Origin of the sequence: Pseudomonas sp. KB_15 (assembly GCF_052114525.1) — a bacterium.
Classification (GTDB): Bacteria; Pseudomonadota; Gammaproteobacteria; order Pseudomonadales; family Pseudomonadaceae; genus Aquipseudomonas.
In genome coordinates this window covers 215,220-236,121 of sequence record NZ_JBFREX010000005.1, presented here as the reverse complement: position 1 = coordinate 236,121, position 20,902 = coordinate 215,220, and the positions used below count along the sequence as shown (strand labels likewise).

The 20,902-nt window shown below is 58.6% G+C and carries 21 protein-coding genes and 1 pseudogene; 13 read left to right on the top strand and 9 right to left on the bottom strand.

Annotation, left to right across the window (positions count from 1 at the left end):
• The first annotated feature begins 223 nt into the window (after positions 1-223).
• Together AB4Z35_RS09400 and sthA are read left to right on the top strand one after the other, a co-directional pair.
• Positions 224-1,261 carry an FAD:protein FMN transferase gene (locus tag AB4Z35_RS09400; protein WP_442096778.1) on the top strand — a complete coding sequence of 346 codons (1,038 nt, stop codon included), beginning with the start codon at positions 224-226 and terminating at the stop codon, positions 1,259-1,261.
• 207 nt (positions 1,262-1,468) lie between these two features.
• The gene (sthA, locus tag AB4Z35_RS09395; protein ID WP_007984277.1) at positions 1,469-2,863 is read left to right on the top strand and encodes a Si-specific NAD(P)(+) transhydrogenase; all 1,395 of its coding nucleotides are present in this window, start codon (positions 1,469-1,471) and stop codon (positions 2,861-2,863) included.
• Between the two features lie 42 nt (positions 2,864-2,905).
• On the opposite strand, the gene AB4Z35_RS09390 is transcribed toward sthA, so the two are convergent.
• Positions 2,906-3,628 (bottom strand): glycerophosphodiester phosphodiesterase, encoded by a 723-nt coding sequence (locus AB4Z35_RS09390; protein WP_007984279.1) that lies wholly within the window; start codon positions 3,626-3,628, stop codon positions 2,906-2,908.
• A 14-nt stretch (positions 3,629-3,642) separates the two neighbouring features.
• Entirely contained in the window at positions 3,643-4,224 is a 582-nt protein-coding gene (locus tag AB4Z35_RS09385; protein ID WP_442096777.1) for a PilZ domain-containing protein, read from the bottom strand.
• A gap of 94 nt (positions 4,225-4,318) precedes the next feature.
• Between AB4Z35_RS09385 and AB4Z35_RS09380 the strand changes: the two genes are divergently transcribed.
• The 3 genes from AB4Z35_RS09380 (at position 4,319) to AB4Z35_RS09370 (ending at position 7,568) form a co-directional block, all read left to right on the top strand.
• On the top strand, positions 4,319-5,569 hold the full coding sequence (locus tag AB4Z35_RS09380) for a lipoprotein-releasing ABC transporter permease subunit (protein ID WP_007995293.1): 1,251 nt from the start codon (positions 4,319-4,321) through the stop codon (positions 5,567-5,569).
• A gap of 7 nt (positions 5,570-5,576) precedes the next feature.
• A complete protein-coding gene (gene lolD / locus AB4Z35_RS09375; RefSeq protein WP_177323267.1) occupies positions 5,577-6,260 on the top strand; it encodes a lipoprotein-releasing ABC transporter ATP-binding protein LolD in 684 nt (227 codons plus the stop codon).
• 63 nt (positions 6,261-6,323) lie between these two features.
• Positions 6,324-7,568, top strand: a complete 1,245-nt coding sequence (locus tag AB4Z35_RS09370) for a lipoprotein-releasing ABC transporter permease subunit (RefSeq protein WP_442096776.1) — start codon at positions 6,324-6,326, stop codon at positions 7,566-7,568.
• A gap of 98 nt (positions 7,569-7,666) precedes the next feature.
• Here the strand turns inward: AB4Z35_RS09370 and AB4Z35_RS09365 are convergent, their stop codons facing one another.
• Positions 7,667-9,016, bottom strand: coding sequence for a heavy metal sensor histidine kinase (locus AB4Z35_RS09365; protein ID WP_442096775.1), 1,350 nt, complete (start codon positions 9,014-9,016; stop codon positions 7,667-7,669).
• Entirely contained in the window at positions 9,016-9,696 is a 681-nt protein-coding gene (locus tag AB4Z35_RS09360; RefSeq protein ID WP_007995297.1) for a heavy metal response regulator transcription factor, read from the bottom strand. The genes AB4Z35_RS09365 and AB4Z35_RS09360 overlap by 1 nt, the downstream gene beginning before the upstream one ends.
• Positions 9,697-9,851: 155 nt before the next feature.
• Here AB4Z35_RS09360 and copI point away from each other — a divergent pair, with 155 nt between their 5' ends.
• Complete coding sequence (copI, locus tag AB4Z35_RS09355) at positions 9,852-10,388, top strand: copper-resistant cuproprotein CopI (protein ID WP_442096774.1); 537 nt, start codon at positions 9,852-9,854, stop codon at positions 10,386-10,388.
• A 61-nt stretch (positions 10,389-10,449) separates the two neighbouring features.
• The gene (gene queF / locus AB4Z35_RS09350) at positions 10,450-11,280 is read left to right on the top strand and encodes an NADPH-dependent 7-cyano-7-deazaguanine reductase QueF (protein WP_442096773.1); all 831 of its coding nucleotides are present in this window, start codon (positions 10,450-10,452) and stop codon (positions 11,278-11,280) included.
• A 172-nt stretch (positions 11,281-11,452) separates the two neighbouring features.
• On the opposite strand, the gene AB4Z35_RS09345 is transcribed toward queF, so the two are convergent.
• Together AB4Z35_RS09345 and AB4Z35_RS09340 are read right to left on the bottom strand one after the other, a co-directional pair.
• On the bottom strand, positions 11,453-11,716 hold the full coding sequence (locus AB4Z35_RS09345; RefSeq protein WP_442096772.1) for a DUF4404 family protein: 264 nt from the start codon (positions 11,714-11,716) through the stop codon (positions 11,453-11,455).
• 122 nt (positions 11,717-11,838) lie between these two features.
• Positions 11,839-12,459, bottom strand: a complete 621-nt coding sequence (locus tag AB4Z35_RS09340; RefSeq protein ID WP_442096771.1) for an HAD family phosphatase — start codon at positions 12,457-12,459, stop codon at positions 11,839-11,841.
• 202 nt (positions 12,460-12,661) lie between these two features.
• Between AB4Z35_RS09340 and AB4Z35_RS09335 the strand changes: the two genes are divergently transcribed.
• The gene (locus AB4Z35_RS09335; protein WP_442096770.1) at positions 12,662-13,351 is read left to right on the top strand and encodes an MlaA family lipoprotein; all 690 of its coding nucleotides are present in this window, start codon (positions 12,662-12,664) and stop codon (positions 13,349-13,351) included.
• Positions 13,352-13,397: 46 nt separating this feature from the next.
• Here the strand turns inward: AB4Z35_RS09335 and AB4Z35_RS09330 are convergent.
• A pseudogene (locus tag AB4Z35_RS09330) lies at positions 13,398-13,463 on the bottom strand (PilZ domain-containing protein); the annotation flags it as partial.
• A 276-nt stretch (positions 13,464-13,739) separates the two neighbouring features.
• Between AB4Z35_RS09330 and rssB the strand changes: the two are divergent.
• Both rssB and rssC read left to right on the top strand, forming a co-directional pair.
• Positions 13,740-14,921: a two-component system response regulator RssB gene (gene rssB / locus AB4Z35_RS09325; RefSeq protein ID WP_033052723.1), complete on the top strand. Its 1,182-nt coding sequence runs from the start codon at positions 13,740-13,742 to the stop codon at positions 14,919-14,921.
• On the top strand, positions 14,921-15,403 hold the full coding sequence (gene rssC / locus AB4Z35_RS09320) for an anti-sigma factor antagonist RssC (RefSeq protein ID WP_116261680.1): 483 nt from the start codon (positions 14,921-14,923) through the stop codon (positions 15,401-15,403). The genes rssB and rssC overlap by 1 nt, the downstream gene beginning before the upstream one ends.
• 223 nt (positions 15,404-15,626) lie before the next feature.
• Here rssC and tal read toward each other — a convergent pair whose 3' ends face one another.
• Together tal and dusA are read right to left on the bottom strand one after the other, a co-directional pair.
• A complete protein-coding gene (tal, locus tag AB4Z35_RS09315) occupies positions 15,627-16,553 on the bottom strand; it encodes a transaldolase (protein ID WP_150758837.1) in 927 nt (308 codons plus the stop codon).
• Between the two features lie 178 nt (positions 16,554-16,731).
• Entirely contained in the window at positions 16,732-17,730 is a 999-nt protein-coding gene (dusA, locus tag AB4Z35_RS09310; protein WP_442096769.1) for a tRNA dihydrouridine(20/20a) synthase DusA, read from the bottom strand.
• A gap of 123 nt (positions 17,731-17,853) precedes the next feature.
• Between dusA and AB4Z35_RS09305 the strand changes: the two genes are divergently transcribed.
• From AB4Z35_RS09305 to AB4Z35_RS09295, 3 genes are all read left to right on the top strand, one after another.
• Positions 17,854-18,957 carry a site-specific integrase gene (locus AB4Z35_RS09305; protein WP_442096768.1) on the top strand — a complete coding sequence of 368 codons (1,104 nt, stop codon included), beginning with the start codon at positions 17,854-17,856 and terminating at the stop codon, positions 18,955-18,957.
• A 63-nt stretch (positions 18,958-19,020) separates the two neighbouring features.
• Entirely contained in the window at positions 19,021-19,935 is a 915-nt protein-coding gene (locus tag AB4Z35_RS09300; protein WP_442096767.1) for an endonuclease/exonuclease/phosphatase family protein, read from the top strand.
• A gap of 1 nt (position 19,936) precedes the next feature.
• Entirely contained in the window at positions 19,937-20,884 is a 948-nt protein-coding gene (locus AB4Z35_RS09295) for a hypothetical protein (protein WP_442096766.1), read from the top strand.
• Positions 20,885-20,902: the final 18 nt, after the last annotated feature.

Below are 20,902 nucleotides of genomic sequence, written 5' to 3'. Positions count from 1 at the left end.
ATCAATGCTGAATGTGCTGGCCTCATCGCGAGCAAGCCCGCTCCCACAGGGTCTGGTGGTGTTTGCACGGTCGTGATCACACCCGCCATCCAGTGTGGGAGCGAGCTTGCCCGCGATAGCGGTCTGAGAGAACTATCAATGCTGAATGTGCTGGCCTCATCGCGAGCAGGCTCGCTCCCACATTTCTATCGCATAATGTCTGGCCTTGGCGGCGTGTCAGGGGATGTTTTGGGGAGCTCGGGAATTGTTGAGCAGGCGGCAGGGGGTGGCATTTTTGCTGCTCGGCGCACTATCAGGTTGCGGCAACAGCGACGCCCTCGAAAGTTTCGGCGGCCCGACCATGGGCAGCACTTATTCGATCAAGTATGTGCGCCATGCCGGCCTTCCGGCGCCGGACGAAGTCCGTGTCCAGGTTGAGCAGATCCTCTCTGACGTCGACCGGCAAATGTCGACCTACCGTAGCGACTCGGACATCGAGCGCTTCAATGCATTGCCGGCCAACCGCTGTCAGGCAATGCCGGCGTCGATCCTCGAATTGGTCCGCGTAGGCGAGCAGTTGTCAGTGCAAAGTGAAGGCTCCTACGATCTGACGGTGGAGCCGTTGCTGAACCTCTGGGGATTTGGTCCGCAGGCCCGCGAGGAAAAAGTCCCGACCGCCGACGCGCTTGCCGAAGTCCGCAAGCGCGTCGGTCACGAACACCTGCATATCGATGGCGACAAGTTGTGCAAGGACGCCGCCGTCGAGGTCGACTTCAACAGCATCGCCGCCGGTTATGCAGTGGACACGATTGCCGCAAGGCTCGAGGCGATGGGCATCCATGACTACCTCGCCGAGGCCACGGGTGAGCTCAAGGCGTCCGGCAAGAAGGCTGACGGCTCGCCATGGCGCATTGCCCTGGAAGAACCACGGGATGACCGACAGGTGGCCGAGCGCGTCATTGTTGTCGACGGCTATGGCCTGTCCACTTCCGGCGACTACCGGAATTATTTCGAGCAGGGCGGCCAGCGCTTTTCCCACACCTTCGATGCGCGGACCGGTTCTCCGGTCTTACACACACTGGCGTCAGTCACAGTGATTCATCCTTCAGCGTTGATGGCCGATGGCTTATCGACGCTGTTGCTGATTCTCGGTCCGGAACGTGGTTGGGACTACGCAGAAAAACACGATATCGGTGCATTTTTTGTGATTCGCGCCGATACAGGTTTCGTCACACGCAGCAGTCACGCTTTTGAACGCCTCAGTGGCAAAAAAACCGAGTGATTGCGGCAATTTGAGCATTGAAAACTGGCGTTCCAGTGCAGGCAAAAGTAGCCTACGACGCGACCAAGGGTTAATGTGCGCGGCGTTGACGCTTCTATAGACTGTGTCCGGGTTCTGCACTGGCCCCAAATTGTTCCTTCATGCCACACATTGGCGTGATTTAGCCGCAGGTGCCGAGGGTGCCGCGGCCTGTTCTGAGGAGTACGCATGGCTGTCTACAACTACGACGTGGTGGTGTTGGGTTCCGGCCCGGCGGGGGAAGGCGCGGCAATGAACGCCGCCAAGGCAGGGCGCAAGGTGGCGATGGTCGATAGCCGTCGCCAGGTCGGCGGCAACTGCACTCACTTGGGCACCATCCCGTCCAAGGCACTGCGTCACTCGGTGCGGCAGATCATGCAATTCAACACCAACCCGATGTTCCGGGCCATTGGTGAGCCGCGCTGGTTTTCGTTCCCGGACGTGTTGAAAAGCGCCGAGAAAGTCATTTCCAAACAAGTCGCTTCGCGTACCGGCTACTACGCCCGTAACCGCGTCGACGTGTTCTTCGGCACTGGCAGCTTCGCCGACGAGCAAACCATCGAAGTGGTCTGCGCCAACGGCGTGGTCGAAAAACTGGTGGCCAAGCACATCATCATTGCTACCGGATCGCGTCCTTATCGCCCGGCGGACATCGATTTCCACCACCCGCGTATCTACGATAGCGACACCATCCTCAGCCTCGGCCACACCCCGCGCAAACTCATCGTTTATGGCGCCGGCGTGATCGGTTGCGAATACGCCTCGATCTTCAGTGGTCTGGGTGTACTGGTCGAGCTGGTGGACAACCGTGGTCAACTGCTGAGCTTCCTCGACTCGGAAATCTCCCAGGCCCTGAGTTATCACTTCAGCAACAACAACATCACGGTTCGCCACAACGAAGACTACGACCGCGTCGAAGGCGTGGACAACGGCGTGATCCTGCACCTCAAGTCCGGCAAGAAGATCAAGGCCGACGCGTTGCTCTGGTGCAACGGCCGTACCGGCAACACCGATCAGTTGGGTCTGGAAAACATCGGCGTGAAGGTCAACAGCCGTGGCCAGATCGAAGTCGACGAGGCATACCGCACCTGCGTGCCGAACATCTACGGTGCCGGTGACGTGATCGGCTGGCCGAGCCTGGCCAGTGCCGCCCACGACCAGGGCCGTTCGGCCGCTGGCAGCATCGTCGATAACGGTAGCTGGCGTTTCGTGAATGACGTGCCGACCGGCATCTACACCATTCCGGAGATCAGCTCGATCGGCAAGAACGAGCAGGAGCTGACCCAGGCCAAGGTGCCGTATGAAGTGGGCAAGGCGTTCTTCAAGAGCATGGCGCGGGCGCAGATCGCCGGTGAGCCGCAAGGCATGCTGAAGATCCTGTTCCACCGTGAAACCCTGGAAGTGCTGGGCGTTCATTGCTTCGGTTATCAGGCATCGGAGATCGTGCACATCGGTCAGGCGATCATGAACCAGCCGGGCGAACTGAACACGCTGAAGTACTTCGTCAACACCACGTTCAACTACCCGACCATGGCCGAAGCCTATCGGGTAGCGGCGTATGACGGCCTCAACCGGCTTTTTTGAGCGGCTCCGGCCGGTGGCCTGAGCCGGCCGGGGAGACCGATTTCAGCAATTCTCGAGCGTGGCGGTGGCCAAACCGGGAAAGTCTGTAATCAGGCTGTCAACGCCGAAGTCGGCGAGCCTGCGCATCAGCGCCGGCTCGTTGACGGTCCACACCGACACATGCAGCCCCTGACGCTGTGCCCTTTGCAGGCGTTCCGGCGTGCACAGGGTCCAGTTCAGCGCCAGAATCTCACAGCCATAGCTGGCCGCGACCTTCAGCGGGTCGAGCCAGGCGTACTCGGCCACCAGTCCGCGGGATACGTCCGGCACCAGTTCCAGCGCGGCCTTCAATACTTCCCGTGAACTCGACGTAATGGTCACCTTGTCCATCAGGCCATGGCGCTGGACCATTTCACGAATCGCCAGCACGGTGGTCGCGGCACGCATCCGTGATGCGCTTTTGACTTCCAGTTGCCAATGATCGAAGTCGCACTTCTCGAACAGTTCTTCCAGCGTCGGAATCGGGCATGGCTTGATCCAGCCCGGGCCGCCCTTGCGCGCGTCGTAAGTCACAAGCTCGGCCGCCGTGTGTTCGACGACTTTGCCGCGACGGTCGGTGGTGCGCTTGAGGGTCGGGTCGTGGATGACCATCAGCTCGCCGTCCATGGACAGGTGCAGGTCCAGTTCGCAGCGACGCACGCCGTGCTTGAGACATTCCTGGAAGCTGGTCAGGGTGTTTTCCGGTGCTTCGCCCTTGGCGCCGCGATGGCCGTAGATGAGGGTCACGGTTCTTCCTTAAATTAATTGCCTGATTCGAGTTGTTCGCGGGCCTGGCGTCGTTCCTGGGCCTGCTTTTGCAAGATGTGGCGGGCCAACAGTTGGCGCTGGGCGTCGGTCAGGTGTTCGAACTCGGTGCCGACGTCATAGCCATCGCCCTTGCGGTCGCAATGGGTGACACGAGCGCGCAGCAGCAGGCCCAGGGCTTGCGGCATCAGCACCAGCTTGACCGACAAGTGTGCACCGGCGGCAATGGGCGATGGGTGCTGAAAGTCGATACCGCCTTCGGAGAGGATCACCGGCTGCGGTGCGCCGATCTGCCCGAGCACTGTCAGGGCGACGACCTGACTCAGCAAATCGATGCGTTTGTTCTGGGATTTGAGGAATGCGGCGGTCGTGCGGTCGCGTTCGCTGATCTGGCGCAACAGGTGTTGCGACTCGAATTCGCTCAGATGCAGTTCGCTGAGCAAGTTGAAGAGTGGGGAAGCATCCTGCAACACTTCCTGGCCTGTGGCTTCAGTAGCAGTCAGGGGCCGAATTTCCAGTGCGATCGTATCCTCGATACGGTAGTATTCGCGGCGATCTTCTTCATCTAATGTCGACATGGCGAACCCATGGTAGCGGCGGTGGTCTGAGTGTAAAGCTGGTTATCGACCCCCGCCACAAGGACGTTCCTTTTCCCTCCGAACAAGCCCCGACATGTTCAGACCTCTCTTCGTATTTATCGGCACGCGTTACACCCGTGCAAAGCGTCGCAATCATTTTGTGTCATTCATTTCCCTGACTTCGATGATCGGGCTCGCCCTTGGCGTGGTCGTGATGATCGTGGTGCTGTCGGTGATGAACGGCTTCGATCATGAGATGCGCACCCGTGTGCTGGGCATGGTGCCCCACGCGACCATCGAGTCCGGCGAGCCGATCAGCGATTGGCAAAGCCTGGCGGCCAAGGTCAAGCAGAACCCGCAGGTGACGGCCGTTGCGCCCTTCACGCAAATGCAGGGGTTGCTGACCAACAACGGCAAGGTCTCGAAAGTCCTGCTCAATGCCATCGACCCGGCGCAAGAGCGTCAGGTGTCGATCATTGATCACTTCATGACCCAGGGCAAACTCGACGACCTGGTGCCGGGTGAATTCGGCATCGTCATCGGTGACAAGGCCGCGGCCAAGCTCGGAGCCGCGATTGGCGACAAGCTGACCTTCGTCGCGCCGGAAGTCACTGTGACCCCGGCCGGGATGTTCCCGCGCATGAAGCGCTTTACCGTGGTCGGCATTTTCCATGTCGGTGCCGGCGAGCTCGATGGCTATCTGGGTGTCACCAACCTGCAGGATCTGGCCCGGCTGCATCGCTGGAAACCGGATCAGGTCCAGGGCCTGCGCCTGAAGTTCGACGACCTGTTCCAGGCACCGCGCACCGCGTGGAGCATCGCCCGCGATCTCGGCGAAGACCGTTTCTACGCCCGCGACTGGACCCGCACCCACGGCAACCTGTACCAGGCGATCCGCATGGAAAAAGCCATGATCGGCCTGTTGTTGCTGCTGATCGTCGCGGTCGCTGCATTCAACATCATTTCCACACTGGTGATGGTGGTGAACGACAAGAAGGGCGACATCGCGATCCTGCGCACACTGGGCGCCACGCCGGGCACGATCATGCGCACGTTCATGGTGCAGGGTACGGTCATTGGCGTGGTCGGTACCGCGATCGGCGCTGTGGTCGGCATCTTCGCCGCGTTGAATGTCAGTGCTGCGATCTCGGCCCTCGAAGGCTTGATCGGGCATAAGTTCCTCAACGCCGACGTGTACTTCATCGATTACCTGCCCTCGCAAGTGCAGAGCCAGGACGTCGTGATGGTCTGCTCTGCGGCGTTGGTCCTGAGTTTCCTCGCCACCCTGTATCCAGCCTGGCGTGCCGCGCGCACCCAGCCTGCGGAGGCGCTACGTTATGAGTGAGTCGGGCATGAGTGATAAAGCAATCTTGAGCTGCCGCAGCCTGGGCAAGTCCTACGAGGAAGGCCCGGAATCGGTGGAAGTGTTGGCCGGCCTGCAACTGGAGTTGCACCCGGGAGAGCGTGTGGCGATTGTCGGCAAGTCCGGCTCGGGCAAAAGTACCTTGCTCAATCTGCTGGGCGGCCTCGATACACCGACCAAGGGCAGCGTCTGGCTCGATGGCGAAGAACTGTCGGCGCTGAGCGAGAAGAAGCGCGGCCTGCTGCGTAACCGAGCCCTGGGCTTCGTGTACCAGTTCCACCACCTGTTGCCGGAATTCACCGCCCTGGAAAACGTCTGCATGCCGCTGCTGATCGGCAAGACTGCGATCCCGGAGGCGCGCCAGCGTGCCACGGCGTTGCTGGAGCGGGTAGGGTTGGGCCATCGCCTGGAACACAAACCGGCCGAATTGTCCGGCGGTGAGCGTCAGCGTGTGGCCATCGCCCGCGCCCTGGTGAACACACCGGGCCTGGTGATGCTCGACGAGCCAACCGGCAACCTCGACTCTCACACTGCCCAGGGGATCCAGGACTTGATGCTGGAGCTCAGCACCTCGATGCGCACGGCGTTCCTGGTAGTGACCCACGACATGAACCTGGCCCGCCAGATGGATCGCGTCCTGCACTTGCAGGAAGGTTGCCTCACTCCCATCTGATTGGCCGAAACCCGATGTCTGAAAAGGCGTCGGGTCTTTTATTTTCATACGGTGCCCCAGCGAATGTTCAGACCGTTATCGATCTTTATCGGCACGCGCTATACCCGCGCCAAGCGCCGCAATCGCTTTGTTTCCTTCATCTCGATGACGTCGATGATCGGCCTCGCCCTCGGCGTGCTGGCGATGATCGTGGTGCTGTCGGTGATGAATGGCTTCCAGCGCGAAATGAGCTCGCGCATCCTCGGCATGGTGCCGCATGCCACCATCGTCGGCGTCAACCCGATTGATGACTGGAAGCCCGTGGCAGCGGCGGCGATGAAAAACCCGGATGTGACAGCGGCGGTGCCGTTCACCGAGATGGAGGGCATGCTGTCCTACAAGGGCACGATGCAGCCCATCCAGGTCAGCGGGGTCGACCCGGCGCTGGAAGGCCAGGTGTCGATCGTCGCCAAACACATCGTTCAGGGAAGCCTCGAAGCCCTGAAGCCGGGCGAATTCGGCGTGGTGATCGGCGAGATCACGGCGCGCCGTTTCCGCTTGAACGTCGGCGACAAGATCACCCTGATCGTGCCGGAAGTCAGCAACGCACCGGGTGGTATTACCCCACGCATGCAACGACTGAATGTGGTCGGCGTGTTCAAGGTCGGCGCCGAGCTGGACGGCACCATGGCGCTGATCCACATGGCCGATGCCGCGCAGATGCAACACTGGGAGCCGAATCAGGTGCAGAGCGTGCGCCTGGCGGTGAAGGACCTGTATGCCGCGCCGCAAGTGTCGAGCGACATCGCCACGGGGCTGGGCGCCGCCTACAAGGCTGACGACTGGACCCACACCCAGGGCAGCCTGTTCAGTGCGATGAAAATGGAAAAAACCATGATCGGCCTGCTGTTGCTGATGATCGTCGCGGTGGCCGCGTTCAACATCATCGCGACCCTGATCATGGTGGTGAACGACAAGGGCGCGGACATCGCGATCCTGCGCACCATCGGCGCCACGCCGCGGCAGATCATGGCGATCTTCATGGTGCAGGGCACGGTGATCGGGATTGTCGGCACCCTGATCGGCGGTGTGTTGGGCGTGATTGCCGCGTTGAACGTCAGCGAGATGGTGGGCTGGATCGAGCGGGTCAGCGGGCAGCACATCTTCAGTTCCGACGTGTATTTCGTCAGCAACCTGCCGTCGGAGCTGCAAGGCGGGGATGTGGCATTGATTTGCACGGCGGGCTTTGTCTTGAGCTTCCTGGCCACGGTTTACCCGGCATGGCGGGCGGCGAAGATCGAGCCGGCTCATGCGTTGCGCTATTCGTAAGCCGTTACACCGCTTTCGCGAGCAAGCCCGCTCCCACAGGGGAATGCATTCCAAATGTGGGAGCGGGCTTGCCCGCGAAGGGGCCGGTACTACTGGCCTCAATCCCCCCTAGGCAACTCAATCACAAACCGCGTCCATCCGCTCTCCGATTCGCAATGAATCTGCCCGCCGTGGGCGCGGATGATCGACTGGGTGATCGCCAATCCCAATCCCGCATGTTCACTGCTGCCTTCGCGGCGTGCAGGATCGGCCCGGTAAAAGCGGTCAAACAGGCGCGGCAGCAGTTGCGGATCAATGCCGTCTCCCGAGTTCTCCACTTGCAGGCTCAGGCCATTGGGTTGCTCGTCAATCGTGACCTGCACCTTGCCCTCGGCCGGGGTGAAGCGCAGCGCGTTGTCCAGCAGGTTGGATAGCGCCCGCCGCAACATGCTGCGGTCACCTTCCAGGTGGCCAGACCCTTCGCGGGTGAGCTTGACCCGGGCGTCTTCCGCCAGCGGCGCAAAAAACTCCAGCAACAGATCCGCTTCCTGTCCCAGCTCCAATGGCTCGCGTTTGGGGATCAACAATCCATGATCAGCCTTGGCCAGATAGAGCATGTCGTTGACCAGTTGTGCCATCCATTGCAGTTCTTCGAGGTTGCTGTGCAGGGCTTCGCGGTAGTCCTCGATGGGGCGAGGGCGGGTGAGGGTGACCTGGGTGTGGGTCAGCAGGTTCGACAATGGCGTGCGCAGTTCATGGGCGATGTCGGCGGAGAACGCGGACAGGCGCTGAAACGAGTCGTCGAGGCGTCCGAGCATGGCGTTGAAGTTGTGGGCCATTTCCGCCAGTTCCGGTGGCATGTTTTCTTCAGGCAACCGCGAGTTCAGCGATTGCGCGGAGACACCGCTGGCCACCGCACTGATCCGCCGCAACGGACGCAAGCCGCTGCGTGCCGCCCAGGCGCCAAGCAACGCGGTGGCCAGGGCTGACAGGCCGACGGTCAGCCAGATCAAATGCTGCATGCGTTGCAAAAAGTGCTGGTGGTGGGTGATGTCCAGCAGCAAGGTCAATTGCGGTGAGTCGGGTTTGTCAGGGAAAAGTGGCGCATTCAGGACTCGGTAGTCCGTGCCTTCATGGCTAACCGTCGACAATCCGGGCTGACGCGGCAATGCCTGCGGAATGTTCGTCGAGCTGTCATACCTGCGCTGGCCGTCGCTGCCGGTGATTCGCAGGGACAGATCAGCCTGCCGGCTCAATTCCTCGGCCAGTTTCACTTCGCTGTCACTTGACTGAACGTCGTGCAGGGCCCGGCGCAGGCCAATCAGCTTGCCGTCCAGCAGTTGCTGGTCAAGCTCAACGAAGTGCGCCTCACTGGCGCGGCTGAACAGCACCCCGGCGAACAACGACACCACGGCAGTGCACGCGGCAAACAGCAGCGCCAGGCGGCTGCTCAAGGACAGACGGCGCATCAGGCGGGGCGCTCTTCAAGGACGTAGCCCATGCCGCGCACGGTATGAATCAGCTTGTTGGGGAATTCATCGTCGATCTTCAGGCGCAGACGACGGATCGCCACCTCGATGACATTGGTGTCGCTGTCGAAATTCATGTCCCAGACCTGAGACGCAATCAGCGACTTGGGCAAGACTTCGCCCTGGCGGCGCAAGAGCATTTCCAGCAGGGCGAACTCCTTGGCGGTCAGGTCGATACGCTGCCCGCTGCGTTCGACCCGGCGACGGATCAGGTCCAGGCGCAAATCGGCCAGCTGCAAGCTGGTTTCCTGCGGCGTGGCACTACCGCGACGCAACAGGCTGCGGACCCGGGCCAGCAGTTCGGAGAAGGCAAACGGCTTGACCAGATAATCGTCGGCGCCCAGTTCGAGGCCGTGAACCCTGTCCTCCACGGCGTCACGGGCAGTCAGAAAGAGTACCGGCGTGTCCAGGCCGGCACTGCGCACCGCTTGCAGAATCTGCCAGCCATCACGACCGGGCAGCATCACATCGAGAATCAGCAGGGCATATTCGCCGCTTAGGGCCAATTGCTGACCGGTGTTGCCGTCGGCCACCAGTTCCGTGTTGAATCCGGCCTCGGCCAGGCCCTGGCGCAGGTAATGGCCGGTTTTCGGTTGGTCTTCGACGATCAGCAGTTTCATGGGCGACTCATGGCAAATGGAACGAACGCTTTATACCGTGGGCAGCGTTCTTACAGGGCAACCTGACAAAGTTGTAATCTGGCTGTCAGGTTGCGGGCAGTGGCAGCAGTTTAGAGTTTTGCCCATGCTGAGCCTTATCTTGTTGGAGTATGACGATGTTTTTACGCAAATCCGTGGCGCCAATCCTGTGTTTGCTGGCGCTGAGTTCACCGGTGTGGGCGGACGCCGGGCAGACCTACGATTTCGGCCAACCGGCCCCGGCGGCCAAGGCGACCCGCAGTGTCGAGGTGGTCATGGGTGATATGTCCTTCACGCCGAAGTCCCTCGACATCAAGGCCGGGGAAACCGTGCGTTTCGTGCTGGTCAATAAAGGCCAGTTGTTGCATGAGTTCAATCTGGGTGATGCGGCGATGCATGCCAAACACCAGCAGGAAATGTTGCAGATGCAACAGAGCGGCATGCTGACCCCGACCGGCATGAAGGCAATGGATCACGGCAACATGGCGGGTATGGATCACAGCAAAATGGACCACGGCATGAAGCATGACGACCCGAACAGCGTGCTGGTGGAGCCGGGCAAGACCGCCGAGCTGACCTGGACCTTCAGCAAGGCCACCAGCCTTGAGTTTGCCTGCAATATCCCCGGTCATTATCAGGCCGGCATGGTTGGCAAATTGACTGTCAGTCAGTAAGCACTCAAAGGCGGGAGCAAAGGCTGATAGAATCCGCTGATTCTTCAGTCAGGTTTCCGCCATGCATCCCGCAGCCGAACACTCGCCGCTGGGCAAGTCCAGCGAATACATTGCCACCTACACGCCGTCCTTGCTGTTCCCGATCCCGCGCACCGCGAAGTGGGCGGAACTGGGCCTGACGGCTGAAACCCTGCCGTATAAAGGCGTGGACTTCTGGAACTGCTTCGAACTGTCCTGGTTGCTGCCTTCAGGCAAGCCCGTGGTGGCGATCGGCGAATTCAGCATTCCGGCGGATTCGCCGAACATCATCGAGTCGAAGTCGTTCAAACTGTACCTCAACTCCCTGAATCAGACGCCGTTTGCCGATACCGCGAGCCTTGAGGCGACGCTGGCCAAGGATTTGTCGGCGGCTGCCGGCAAGCCGGTGGGCGTGCGCGTTCGCAGTCTCCAGGAGGTCGAGAGCGAAGGCGTCGTGGCCTTGCCGGGCGTGTGCATCGATGAACTGGATATCAGCGTCAGCAATTACGAGCATCCACGGCCGGAACTGCTGCGTTGCGATGATTCGCGCATTGTCGAGGAGAGCGTGCACAGCCATTTGCTCAAGTCCAACTGCCCGGTCACCAGCCAGCCGGACTGGGGCAGCGTGGTGGTGGAGTACCGCGGCGCGGCGCTGGATCACGCGAGCCTGCTCGAGTACATCGTCAGCTTCCGTCAGCATTCGGACTTCCATGAACAGTGCGTGGAGCGGATCTTTCTCGACCTGCAGCGGTTGCTCAAGCCGGAGAAACTGACGGTGTATGCGCGTTATGTGCGTCGTGGCGGGCTGGATATCAACCCGTATCGCAGTACTGAAACCGTTCAACTGCCGAACCACCGCCTGGTCCGTCAGTAACGAAACCCTGTAGGAGCGAGCCTGCTCGCGATGGCTGAGCATCAGTCAACATCAATGTTGAATGTGCTGGACTCATCGCGAGCAGGCTCGCTCCTACAGTGGACTGCGTTTCAGGTCGCAGAAATGAAAAAGCCCCGCTATCGCCAGCAGGGCTTTTTTGCATCAGGAGGGTTCAGATTCCCATGCTGACCAGCGATTGCACGATATTGCGCAAGGTCGCGGCAATGGTCGGGTGAGCGACTTCGAAGCGCTCCACGGCCAGGTTGACGCCGTCGGCGAGGCTGGAATCATGGGTTTTGGTTTCAAGCTCAAGCTTCAATTCAATCTGCTGCATGAGCTCGTACAGTTCGGCGCGTTCTTCTTCAGACAACGGAGGATTCTGGTCCAATTGCTCGCGCAGGGCATTGAGCTGTTCTTGCAGTTCGCGGGCAGGCATGGCGTTCTTCCTTCTATCGATAGGCACTGGCATAGACCATGGCGGCTCGCCAAGGCGGCGCACCAAAGGTCGATGGCTGACCTTTAGATTAATCCACTCGCGAGCAACCTGCATGATCTCGGTCAGGGCTTTTCGCCCTTGAGTCGACGCAGGCTGATATCGGCCAGGCAGGTGTCGAGTTCACCGAGGTGATCGATCACCGAATGCACGCCCAGACCGAACAGTTGCATCGTCGCCTTGGCGCGTTTGATGTCGCGCTCCTGCGGGGTCAACGCTTGCCATTGCCGGGGTGTCATCCCGCACAGTGAGCCGCAGGACGCCAGACCGATGGTCCACAACCCGGCATTGAGCCCCGATTGCAGCAGGCGAGGTTCGCCGCTCACCAGTACGCAGCCGTCGAGTCGCTCGACGTTCAGGGTCATCAAGGCTTGCCAGCAGGCGTTCGGGGCGGGCCATGGATTGTTTGTTGCTGGATATTGCGAAGGTTTGATCCATTCCGGCAGCGCCGCGGCCAGGGATTGGCTGAGGGCCGGGGGCAGTTCGTCGAGCCAGGCGCAGGGGATTTGCTGGCACTGCAAGCTGCGCAGGCTATCCAGTGCGCCGGGTGTGGCCTCGGCGTGTTCAGCCAAGTGACTGCCGTGCCGGTGCGTGTGGGCACCGAAATCCACCAGGCAGCCACTGAGGCCGAACAGTACGGCGGTCAGGCTGGGTGCGGCTTGGGGCAAGGCTTCGGCGAGCGGCATGTGGACGTCCCTGAAATAGCCTGAAGGCTAGCGGGTGACGGTGACAGTTGAGTGACATGGATGTGAATCGCTCACATTTGGCACGATAGCTTCGGTGTGGATTACGTGCAAAGTGCCTTAAACGGCGTTTACGTCTTATACTTGCCAACTTATTGCCCGGGCCAGGCGCCCGAGCCAGTACAAACCAAGGAGTTTTTTTTCTATGCGCTGGAGCAATCATCTAGCCAGGATTTGTGTATGCGCCAGTGTGATGCTGGTTCCGTTCGTTGCCCAGGCAGCTACGGAAGAGGATCCTTGGGAAAGCGTCAACCGCCCGATCTACAAGTTCAACGACGTGATCGACACCTACGCGCTGAAGCCCGTGGCCCAGGGCTACCGTTACGTGACGCCGCAGTTTGTCGAAGACGGTGTTCACAACTTCTTCCGGAACATCGGTGATGTGCGCAACCTGGCCAACGATATCCTGCAGGCCAAACCTCGCGCCGCAGGCGTTGATACCGCGCGGATCATTTTCAACACCACCTTCGGCTTGCTGGGCGTCATTGATGTCGGCACCAAAATGGGCCTGCAGCGCAATGACGAAGACTTCGGTCAGACGCTGGGTTACTGGGGTGTCGGCAGCGGCCCTTATGTGATGCTGCCTCTGCTGGGGCCAAGCACCTTGCGTGATGCGCCGTCCAAGTACGTCGACAGCTACACCGGCGCTTATCGTTATGTAAACGACGTTCCGGTGCGTAACTCGTTCTACGCCCTGGACATCATCGATACCCGGGCCAACCTGCTGTCGAGCGAGAAGCTGATCACCGGCGACAAGTACACCTTCATTCGTAATGCGTACTTGCAGAACCGTGAGTTCAAGGTGAAAGACGGTCAGGTCGAAGACGATTTTTAACGTCGACCGGTAAATTGAGAAGGCGGCCATCAAGGCCGCCTTTTTTGTCTGCGAAGACCCGCATGCGGATGAAATCGCGCTTTTCGCTGTAGTCCCGACCGGTTTGACTCATGGAATCGATCCTTCCATTGGGTTACGGATTTGCCTGTTCTTATAACTCTCTGTGATTTGACAAATAAAGACGTCAAGCGACCATCGGCGTGAGCTTGAAACGCCCCGCGGATGGGAGTACCGTCTGCGCCTTAGAAGGGCACCTCTGGTGTACATGTGTGTAGGGCTAATGCCCGAAAGCGGTGCGACAGAGAGGCTAGAAAGCGAATCCAGTAGTCAGCGCCGGGCCAAAGTCCCCGCCTGCTACGCCAACCTAATTCTGGCGCCGTTTGCCCACATGCCAAAAACCAGTGCCACGCTGCTGATAATCGATGATGACGAAGTAGTGCGCGCGAGCCTCGCCGCCTATTTGGAAGACAGTGGTTTCAGTGTCTTGCAGGCCAGCAATGGTCAGCAGGGTCTTCAGGTATTCGAGCAAGACAAGCCCGACTTGGTTATCTGCGATCTGCGCATGCCGCAGATGGGCGGACTCGAACTCATTCGCCAGGTGACCGAACTGTCGCCGCAAACGCCGGTGATCGTGGTGTCGGGTGCGGGCGTGATGAACGACGCGGTCGAAGCCCTGCGCCTGGGCGCGGCGGACTACCTGATCAAGCCTCTCGAAGATCTGGCCGTGCTCGAGCACTCTGTGCGCCGGGCCCTGGATCGCGCGCGCCTGCTGCTGGAGAACCAGCGTTACCGCGAGAAGCTGGAAAAGGCCAACCGCGAGCTCGCCGCCAGCCTGAACCTGCTCCAGGAAGACCAGAACGCCGGTCGCCAGGTGCAGATGAACATGCTGCCGGTCAGCCCCTGGACCATCGACGAGTTGAAATTTGCTCACCAGATCATCCCGTCGCTGTACCTGTCGGGTGATTTCGTCGACTACTTCCGGGTCGACGAGCGCCGGATAGCCTTTTACCTGGCGGACGTTTCCGGTCATGGCGCCTCTTCAGCCTTCGTCACCGTGCTGTTGAAGTTCATGACCACGCGCTTGCTGTTCGAATCCAGGCGCAGCGGCACCTTGCCGGAGTTCAAGCCTTCAGAGGTTCTTGGTCATATCAACCGGGGCCTGATCAGTTGTAAGCTGGGTAAACACGTCACAATGGTCGGTGGAGTCATCGACGAGGAGACCGGTTTGTTGACCTATAGCATCGGCGGTCATTTGCCGTTGCCTGTGTTGTACACGCCAGACAGTGTTCGTTATCTGGACGGGCGTGGTCTGCCAGTGGGCCTCTTCAACGAAGCCACCTATGAAGATCACGTACTGGAACTGCCGCCGACGTTCAGCCTGACGCTGATGTCCGATGGCATTCTGGACCTTTTGCCAGAACCCACACTCAAAGAAAAAGAGGCGGCATTGCCCCAACGGGTCAAGGCTGCGGGCGGCACCCTGGATGGGCTGCGGCAGGTTTTTGGATTGGCCACGCTAGGGGAGATGCCGGATGATATCGCCCTGTTGGTGTTGAGCAGGAATCTTTGATGAGTACCGGTAGAATCCAGTTCGCCGAGCAGGATGGCACCTTCGTCCTGAAGTTCGTCGGTGAAGTTCGCCTGACCCTGTGTTCGGCGTTGGATGCGACTATTGAGCGGATCTTCAGCGCGTTGAATTTCAATTCGATCGTGATCGATCTGACTGAAACCCGCAGTATCGACAGCACTACACTTGGCCTGCTGGCCAAGCTGTCGATCCTGTCGCGGCAGAAAGTCGGCCTGCTGCCGACCGTCGTCACCACCCACGAAGACATCACGCGGCTGCTGCAGTCCATGGGCTTCGAGCAGGTGTTCAACATCGTTGACCAGCCTGTACCGTGCCCGGAATGCCTGGACGACCTGCCAGACCAGGATCAGTCCGAAGAAGTGGTGCGGATCAAAGTGCTCGAAGCGCACAAGATCCTCATGGGCCTGAACGACACCAATCGCGAAGCCTTCCATGATCTGGTGAATGCGCTGGAGCGACACTGATCCCTTGAGGTGATGCTGTCTTGTCTGGCTAAACACAGATTCGCCATTCACCACAATCCACTGTGGGAGCGGCGGTGCGGCGATCCGGCTTGCCCGCTCCCACATTGGTTTTGCACTGAGCGCACGATTCGATTTCAACCCACAATCCCTGTGAGTGCGAGATTACTGACAAAAAAGGGCGAACCCACCAAGGTTCGCCCTTTTTGCATTACACCCACTCAGATCACAGCTTGGCCTGCAACAGCGCCTCAAGCTTCTCCTGATCCCGCGCGAACTGACGAATGCCTTCAGCCAGTTTCTCGGTCGCCATCGCATCTTCGTTGGACTGCCAACGGAACTGCGACTCGTTGAGGCTCAGGCGTGCTTCACCGGCATGGCCAGGCGCCAGTTTGCGCTCAAGCTTGCCGGTATCCGCTGCCAGCTTGTCGATCAGGTCCGGGCTGATGGTCAGGCGGTCGCAGCCGGCCAGTTGCTCGATCTGGCCCAGATTGCGGAAGCTCGCCCCCATGACCACGGTCTTGTAGTCATTGGCCTTGTAGTAGTTGTAGATGCGGGTTACCGACTGCACGCCCGGATCGTCCGCGCCGGTGTAGTCGTTGCCGTTGGCTTTCTTGTACCAGTCATAGATACGGCCCACGAACGGCGAAATCAGGAACACCCCGGCGTCGGCACAGGCGGCTGCCTGAGCGAAGGAGAACAGCAGGGTCAGGTTGGTCTGGATGCCTTCCTTTTCCAGGATTTCGGCAGCGCGGATGCCTTCCCAGGTGGATGCGATCTTGATCAGCACGCGGTCGCGGCCAATACCGGCCTTGTCGTACAGCTCGATCAGGCGATGCGCACGCTTCAACATGGCGTCAGTGTCGAACGACAGGCGCGCATCGACTTCGGTGGAAATACGGCCCGGGATCACTTTCAGGATTTCTTGCCCCACGGCCACGCCAAAACGGTCGCTGGCCAGGCCCACATCGCCCTTGCAGTCGTTGACGCTGGCGTTCAGCAGCCCGGCATACGCAGGAATGGCCGCGGCCTTGAGCAGCAGGGAAGGGTTGGTGGTGGCGTCCACCGGTTTAACGCGAGCGATAGCTTCGAAGTCGCCGGTGTCGGCAACCACGGTGGTCATTTGTTTGAGTTGTTCCAGCTTGGAAGTCATGGGCGTGCTCTGTCCTTTGGGTCTTATGACATTACCCGAGCGCTGACAGCCACTCAAGGGCGTGTATGTGTATCAATGCCCCCTGTGGCAACAACCTGAAAACGGATGTTTGAAAGGTGGGGCGCGGTATCGAAGAATACGATGCCGAAACGCCTCACAGGTTCAACGAGACCGACCGTTAACGCCCTTCGAGCAGCGCCGCCGCCTGATCCAGCAACGCCAACGGATCTTTCGCCTTGTGAATATCCACCGACAACAGCTGCCGGAACTTGCGCGCCCCCGGAAATCCGGTGCCCAGGCCCAGTACGTGGCGGGTGATGTGGTGCATGGAACCACCGGCATCGATATGCGCCGCGATGTAAGGCCGCAACTGCGCCAGCGCTTCGGCGCGGCTGATCACCGGGGCCGTACTGCCAAACAGCTGTTGATCCACTTCAGCCATCACATAAGGGTTGTGATAAGCCTCACGGCCCAGCATCACGCCATCGAACGTCTGCAAATGCTCATGGCATGCCTCCAGCGTCTTGATCCCGCCGTTGAGAATGATCTCCAGCTCAGGAAAGTCCGCCTTCAACCTCGCCGCCACGTCATAGCGCAGAGGCGGAATGTCCCGGTTCTCCTTTGGCGACAACCCCTCCAGAATCGCAATGCGCGCGTGTACGGTAAAACTGGTGCACCCGGCATCCCGCACGGTGTCGACGAAATCACACAACTCTTCGTAACTGTCCCGCCCGTTGATCCCGATCCGATGCTTCACCGTCACCGGAATCGACACCGCATCGCGCATCGCCTTCACACAATCGGCCACCAACTGCGGATGCCCCATCAGGCACGCGCCGATCATATTGTTCTGTACCCGATCACTCGGGCAGCCGACATTCAGGTTCACCTCGTCGTAACCATGCTCCTGCGCCATCCGCGCGCAAGCAGCCAGGTCCAGAGGAACACTGCCACCGAGTTGCAGGGCGAGCGGGTGTTCGGCTTCGTTGTGACGCAGGAAACGGTCGTGGTCACCGTTGAGAAGCGCGCCAGTGGTGACCATTTCGGTGTAGAGCAGGGCGTTTTTCGATAATAGGCGTAGGAAAAAACGGCAGTGTCTATCGGTCCAATCCATCATCGGCGCCACGCTGAAGCGGCGCGACGGCTCAGAGCGGGTATGGCTAGTGTTTACTGGCATTTCAGGTTTTTCGAAATTCATTGATACTGATCTTTTATACAGCGGTTTTTACCCATTTTTCCTTGTTTTTCGAAGTCTGTTGCTACAATGTAGCAACCGAGATCAGCAATGTAGCAACTGGAAATGGGCACGATCACATCACGCAAGCGCAAGGACAACTCGACGGCCTACACGGCGCAGATACGGATCAATCGGGACGGGAAGACAGTTTATCAGGAAAGCCAGACCTTCGACCGCAAGCAGGTCGCCCAGGCCTGGATCAAGCGCCGCGAGACGGAGCTGGCGGAGCCCGGTGGTATCGAGCGCGCGAACCGCAAGGGTGTGACGATCAAGAAGATGATCGAGCAGTATCTGGACGAGTACGAAAAGATCCGCCCGCTGGGCAAAACCAAAAGCGCGACGCTGAATGCGATCAAGGACACCTGGTTGGGCGAGCTCGACGACTCGGCATTGACCAGCCAGAAACTGGTGGAGTTCGCCCAATGGCGAATGGGCAAGGAGGGCGGTGGTGTCCAAGCGCAGACGGTCGGTAACGATCTGTCGCACCTCGGCGCGGTGCTGTCCGTGGCGCGGCCGGCGTGGGGCTATGAGGTCGATCCGCTGGCCATGCCGGATGCGCGCAGGGTGTTGCGCAAGCTCGGCATGGTGAGCAAAAGCAAAGAGCGCAACCGCCGGCCGACGCTGGAAGAACTGGACAAGCTAATGGCGCATTTCTTCGAGATGCAGACCCGGCGTAAAGCCCAGATCGACATGCCGAAGATGATCGCCTTTGCGCTCTTCTCGACACGCCGGCAGGAAGAAATCACGCGAATCCGCTGGGACGATCTCGACTGCGCCCGGCAGGCTGTCCTAGTGCGCGACATGAAAAACCCGGGACAGAAAATCGGCAATGACGTGTGGTGCCATCTGCCTGACGAAGCCTGGGCGATCCTGCACACCATGCCTAAGGTGGAGAGGGAGATCTTTCCCTACAACGCTAAGTCGGTGTCGGCTTCTTTTACCCGCGCGTGCCCGATGTTAGGCACCGATGATCTGCATTTTCACGACCTGCGGCATGAGGGGGTAAGCCGGCTGTTTGAGATGGACTGGGACATTCCCAGGGTCTCGAACGTCTCTGGCCATAGAGACTGGAACTCGTTGCGACGCTATACGCATTTACGTGGGCGGGGTGATAAATATCAGAAATGGCCTTGGCTGCGCAAAATATTAGCTATGAGCGCTGAATGAAATACTATGCTTCTTTGTCAGTACCTTTGCCCGATAATGTTTAGGAAAGTCTGTGGGTGAGAGATGGAATTAAATATTGCATGGTGGAACACTGGGATGTCTCCACCGACGACGAAGAGAAGCGCACAGGGCAAGAGAGAGGCTGAAGGGTTTTTAACCGTATTGCGGCACCTGCTTATTGACGACGAAATTGATTTGTTAGGGCTGTGTGAGGTCGGTCCGTTGGAGATATCAGCGATTGGGGTGCTTCTGGAGGGGTTAGAGGTAAGAGACTTTCGAGTTTGCTCGTTGTATAGTTCGAGTGGTAATAGTGTTAATGATTTTTGCGTTATCATTAATGAGCAGAAATTAAAGTATTTAGATCACCAATTTGTAGATCGGCGAGACGAAGCTAGAATATTTTATAAGGCTGGAGTTAAAGTTAGATTTAGTGTTTGTGAGGAATCTATTTTTAACGTTTATCTTTCGCATTGGCAGAGTAGGCGTTCGGTGCCTGAAAAGCCTCATAGGGCGGGATTGGGTAGCACCCTCAGAGACTCAATCAATACGGTGTTTCAGACGAGTGGTGACAACTCCCATGTCATACTGATGGGCGATTTCAACGATGATCCGTACGAAGATTCAATGACTCACCACCTGAAGGCTACGCGCGATACAAGCTTTGTCCTGGCCAATAAGCGTGTGTTGTACAACCCCTTTTGGAGGGAGATGGGAGCATTGATTCCGTATGTGCATACTGATCAGCCGTTGTGGAATTATCCTTACGGTACTTGCTATTATAAGCAAAATAGAGAAATGACTTATTGGAAGACGTTCGATCAGATATTGTTTTCTTCATCATTTTTTGGTCAGAATCAGTGGCACCTTTCGGAGTGCTCTACTAAAATCTACTCTCTGGTTGAGTTTGGCCGTTATTTTGAAGATTGGAGTTCGGTTTCTGATCATTTACCAGTTTCAACAAAAGTTATGAGGGTCTGATATGTTTGATTTCGTGGGGGCTTTCAAGCGAGGCGTCAGGGCAGCTAAAGATCTAAATAAATATCAGCTTGAAATTGACGAGATTTTTTCAGAGCTGTCCAATAAGTTTTTGGAAGCTACCCATGGTGATTTTACTATAGAACGTAATGACTCGTTCATCTCCAGCGCGTCAGCGGCATTAGATGTGTTGGCGGGTACCCCGCCTCGCTCACAGAATCAATCTAACGGCGCAATTTTTATGCGTTCTATGAAAGATTCCAGTAAAAAAATAAGGCTCGCAAATTGGGTGCAACAACCCAAAGGCTTTACTTTTGTATTGCAATTTGAACAGCGTGAAATAATTTCAAAAAGCAAGGCTGAGCTTGGTGCTGCATTAGAAGAATTTTTAAGTTCCCCTATTGTTGGTAAGGCTTATTTAAGTCTACTTCAAATGCTTGAAGTGGATACGCAAAGTAAACAAGAGCTCGTAGTCCGCCAACTGAAAGCGGTAGAGGTTCATAGGGCGCGCGGTCATGGGTATACCGCTAAACCGGCGGCGGCGAAAACTGCTTCTGGTGGTAGGTTAGTTGCGAAGCCTGCCGCAGCGGCCAAACCTGCCGCAGCTAAGCCAGCAGCCAAATCTGCAGCCAAGCCAGCGGCCAAACCTGCCGCAGCCAAACCTGTTGCAGCCAAGCCAGCGGCCAAACCTGCCGCAGCCAAACCTGTTGCAGCCAAGCCAGCGGCCAAACCTGCCGCAGCCAAATCTGTTGCAGCCAAGCCAGCGGCCAAACCTGTCGCAGCCAAACCAGCGGCCAAACCGGCGGTCAAAAAACCTGCAGCAGCCAAGCCCGCCGCTGCAGCTAAGCCTAGGCCTCCCGAAGTAATTGCGCCAAAAGCTGAGGTGTTCAATGAGGGGGTGGAAATGAAGCCTGGAGTCACTCAAAGTCCGCCAACGCCGGCCAACCAGTGACCAAAGCGGCTGACTCTT

Excerpts from the sequence above, each read along its gene's own strand:
- AB4Z35_RS09360 (WP_007995297.1), bottom strand. The coding sequence starts at position 9,696 with ATGAAACTGCTGATCGTCGAAGACCAACCGAAAACCGGCCATTACCTG.
- AB4Z35_RS09365 (WP_442096775.1), bottom strand. The coding sequence starts at position 9,016 with ATGCGCCGTCTGTCCTTGAGCAGCCGCCTGGCGCTGCTGTTTGCCGCG.
- rssB (WP_033052723.1), top strand. The coding sequence starts at position 13,740 with ATGCCAAAAACCAGTGCCACGCTGCTGATAATCGATGATGACGAAGTA.
- rssC (WP_116261680.1), top strand. The coding sequence starts at position 14,921 with ATGAGTACCGGTAGAATCCAGTTCGCCGAGCAGGATGGCACCTTCGTC.
- copI (WP_442096774.1), top strand. The coding sequence starts at position 9,852 with ATGTTTTTACGCAAATCCGTGGCGCCAATCCTGTGTTTGCTGGCGCTG.
- AB4Z35_RS09295 (WP_442096766.1), top strand. The coding sequence starts at position 19,937 with ATGTTTGATTTCGTGGGGGCTTTCAAGCGAGGCGTCAGGGCAGCTAAA.
- AB4Z35_RS09340 (WP_442096771.1), bottom strand. The coding sequence starts at position 12,459 with ATGCCGCTCGCCGAAGCCTTGCCCCAAGCCGCACCCAGCCTGACCGCC.
- AB4Z35_RS09385 (WP_442096777.1), bottom strand. The coding sequence starts at position 4,224 with ATGTCGACATTAGATGAAGAAGATCGCCGCGAATACTACCGTATCGAG.
- AB4Z35_RS09335 (WP_442096770.1), top strand. The coding sequence starts at position 12,662 with ATGCGCTGGAGCAATCATCTAGCCAGGATTTGTGTATGCGCCAGTGTG.
- tal (WP_150758837.1), bottom strand. The coding sequence starts at position 16,553 with ATGACTTCCAAGCTGGAACAACTCAAACAAATGACCACCGTGGTTGCC.
- dusA (WP_442096769.1), bottom strand. The coding sequence starts at position 17,730 with ATGCCAGTAAACACTAGCCATACCCGCTCTGAGCCGTCGCGCCGCTTC.
- AB4Z35_RS09380 (WP_007995293.1), top strand. The coding sequence starts at position 4,319 with ATGTTCAGACCTCTCTTCGTATTTATCGGCACGCGTTACACCCGTGCA.
- AB4Z35_RS09305 (WP_442096768.1), top strand. The coding sequence starts at position 17,854 with ATGGGCACGATCACATCACGCAAGCGCAAGGACAACTCGACGGCCTAC.
- AB4Z35_RS09400 (WP_442096778.1), top strand. The coding sequence starts at position 224 with ATGTTTTGGGGAGCTCGGGAATTGTTGAGCAGGCGGCAGGGGGTGGCA.
- AB4Z35_RS09345 (WP_442096772.1), bottom strand. The coding sequence starts at position 11,716 with ATGCCTGCCCGCGAACTGCAAGAACAGCTCAATGCCCTGCGCGAGCAA.
- sthA (WP_007984277.1), top strand. The coding sequence starts at position 1,469 with ATGGCTGTCTACAACTACGACGTGGTGGTGTTGGGTTCCGGCCCGGCG.
- AB4Z35_RS09370 (WP_442096776.1), top strand. The coding sequence starts at position 6,324 with ATGTTCAGACCGTTATCGATCTTTATCGGCACGCGCTATACCCGCGCC.
- lolD (WP_177323267.1), top strand. The coding sequence starts at position 5,577 with ATGAGTGATAAAGCAATCTTGAGCTGCCGCAGCCTGGGCAAGTCCTAC.
- queF (WP_442096773.1), top strand. The coding sequence starts at position 10,450 with ATGCATCCCGCAGCCGAACACTCGCCGCTGGGCAAGTCCAGCGAATAC.
- AB4Z35_RS09300 (WP_442096767.1), top strand. The coding sequence starts at position 19,021 with ATGGAATTAAATATTGCATGGTGGAACACTGGGATGTCTCCACCGACG.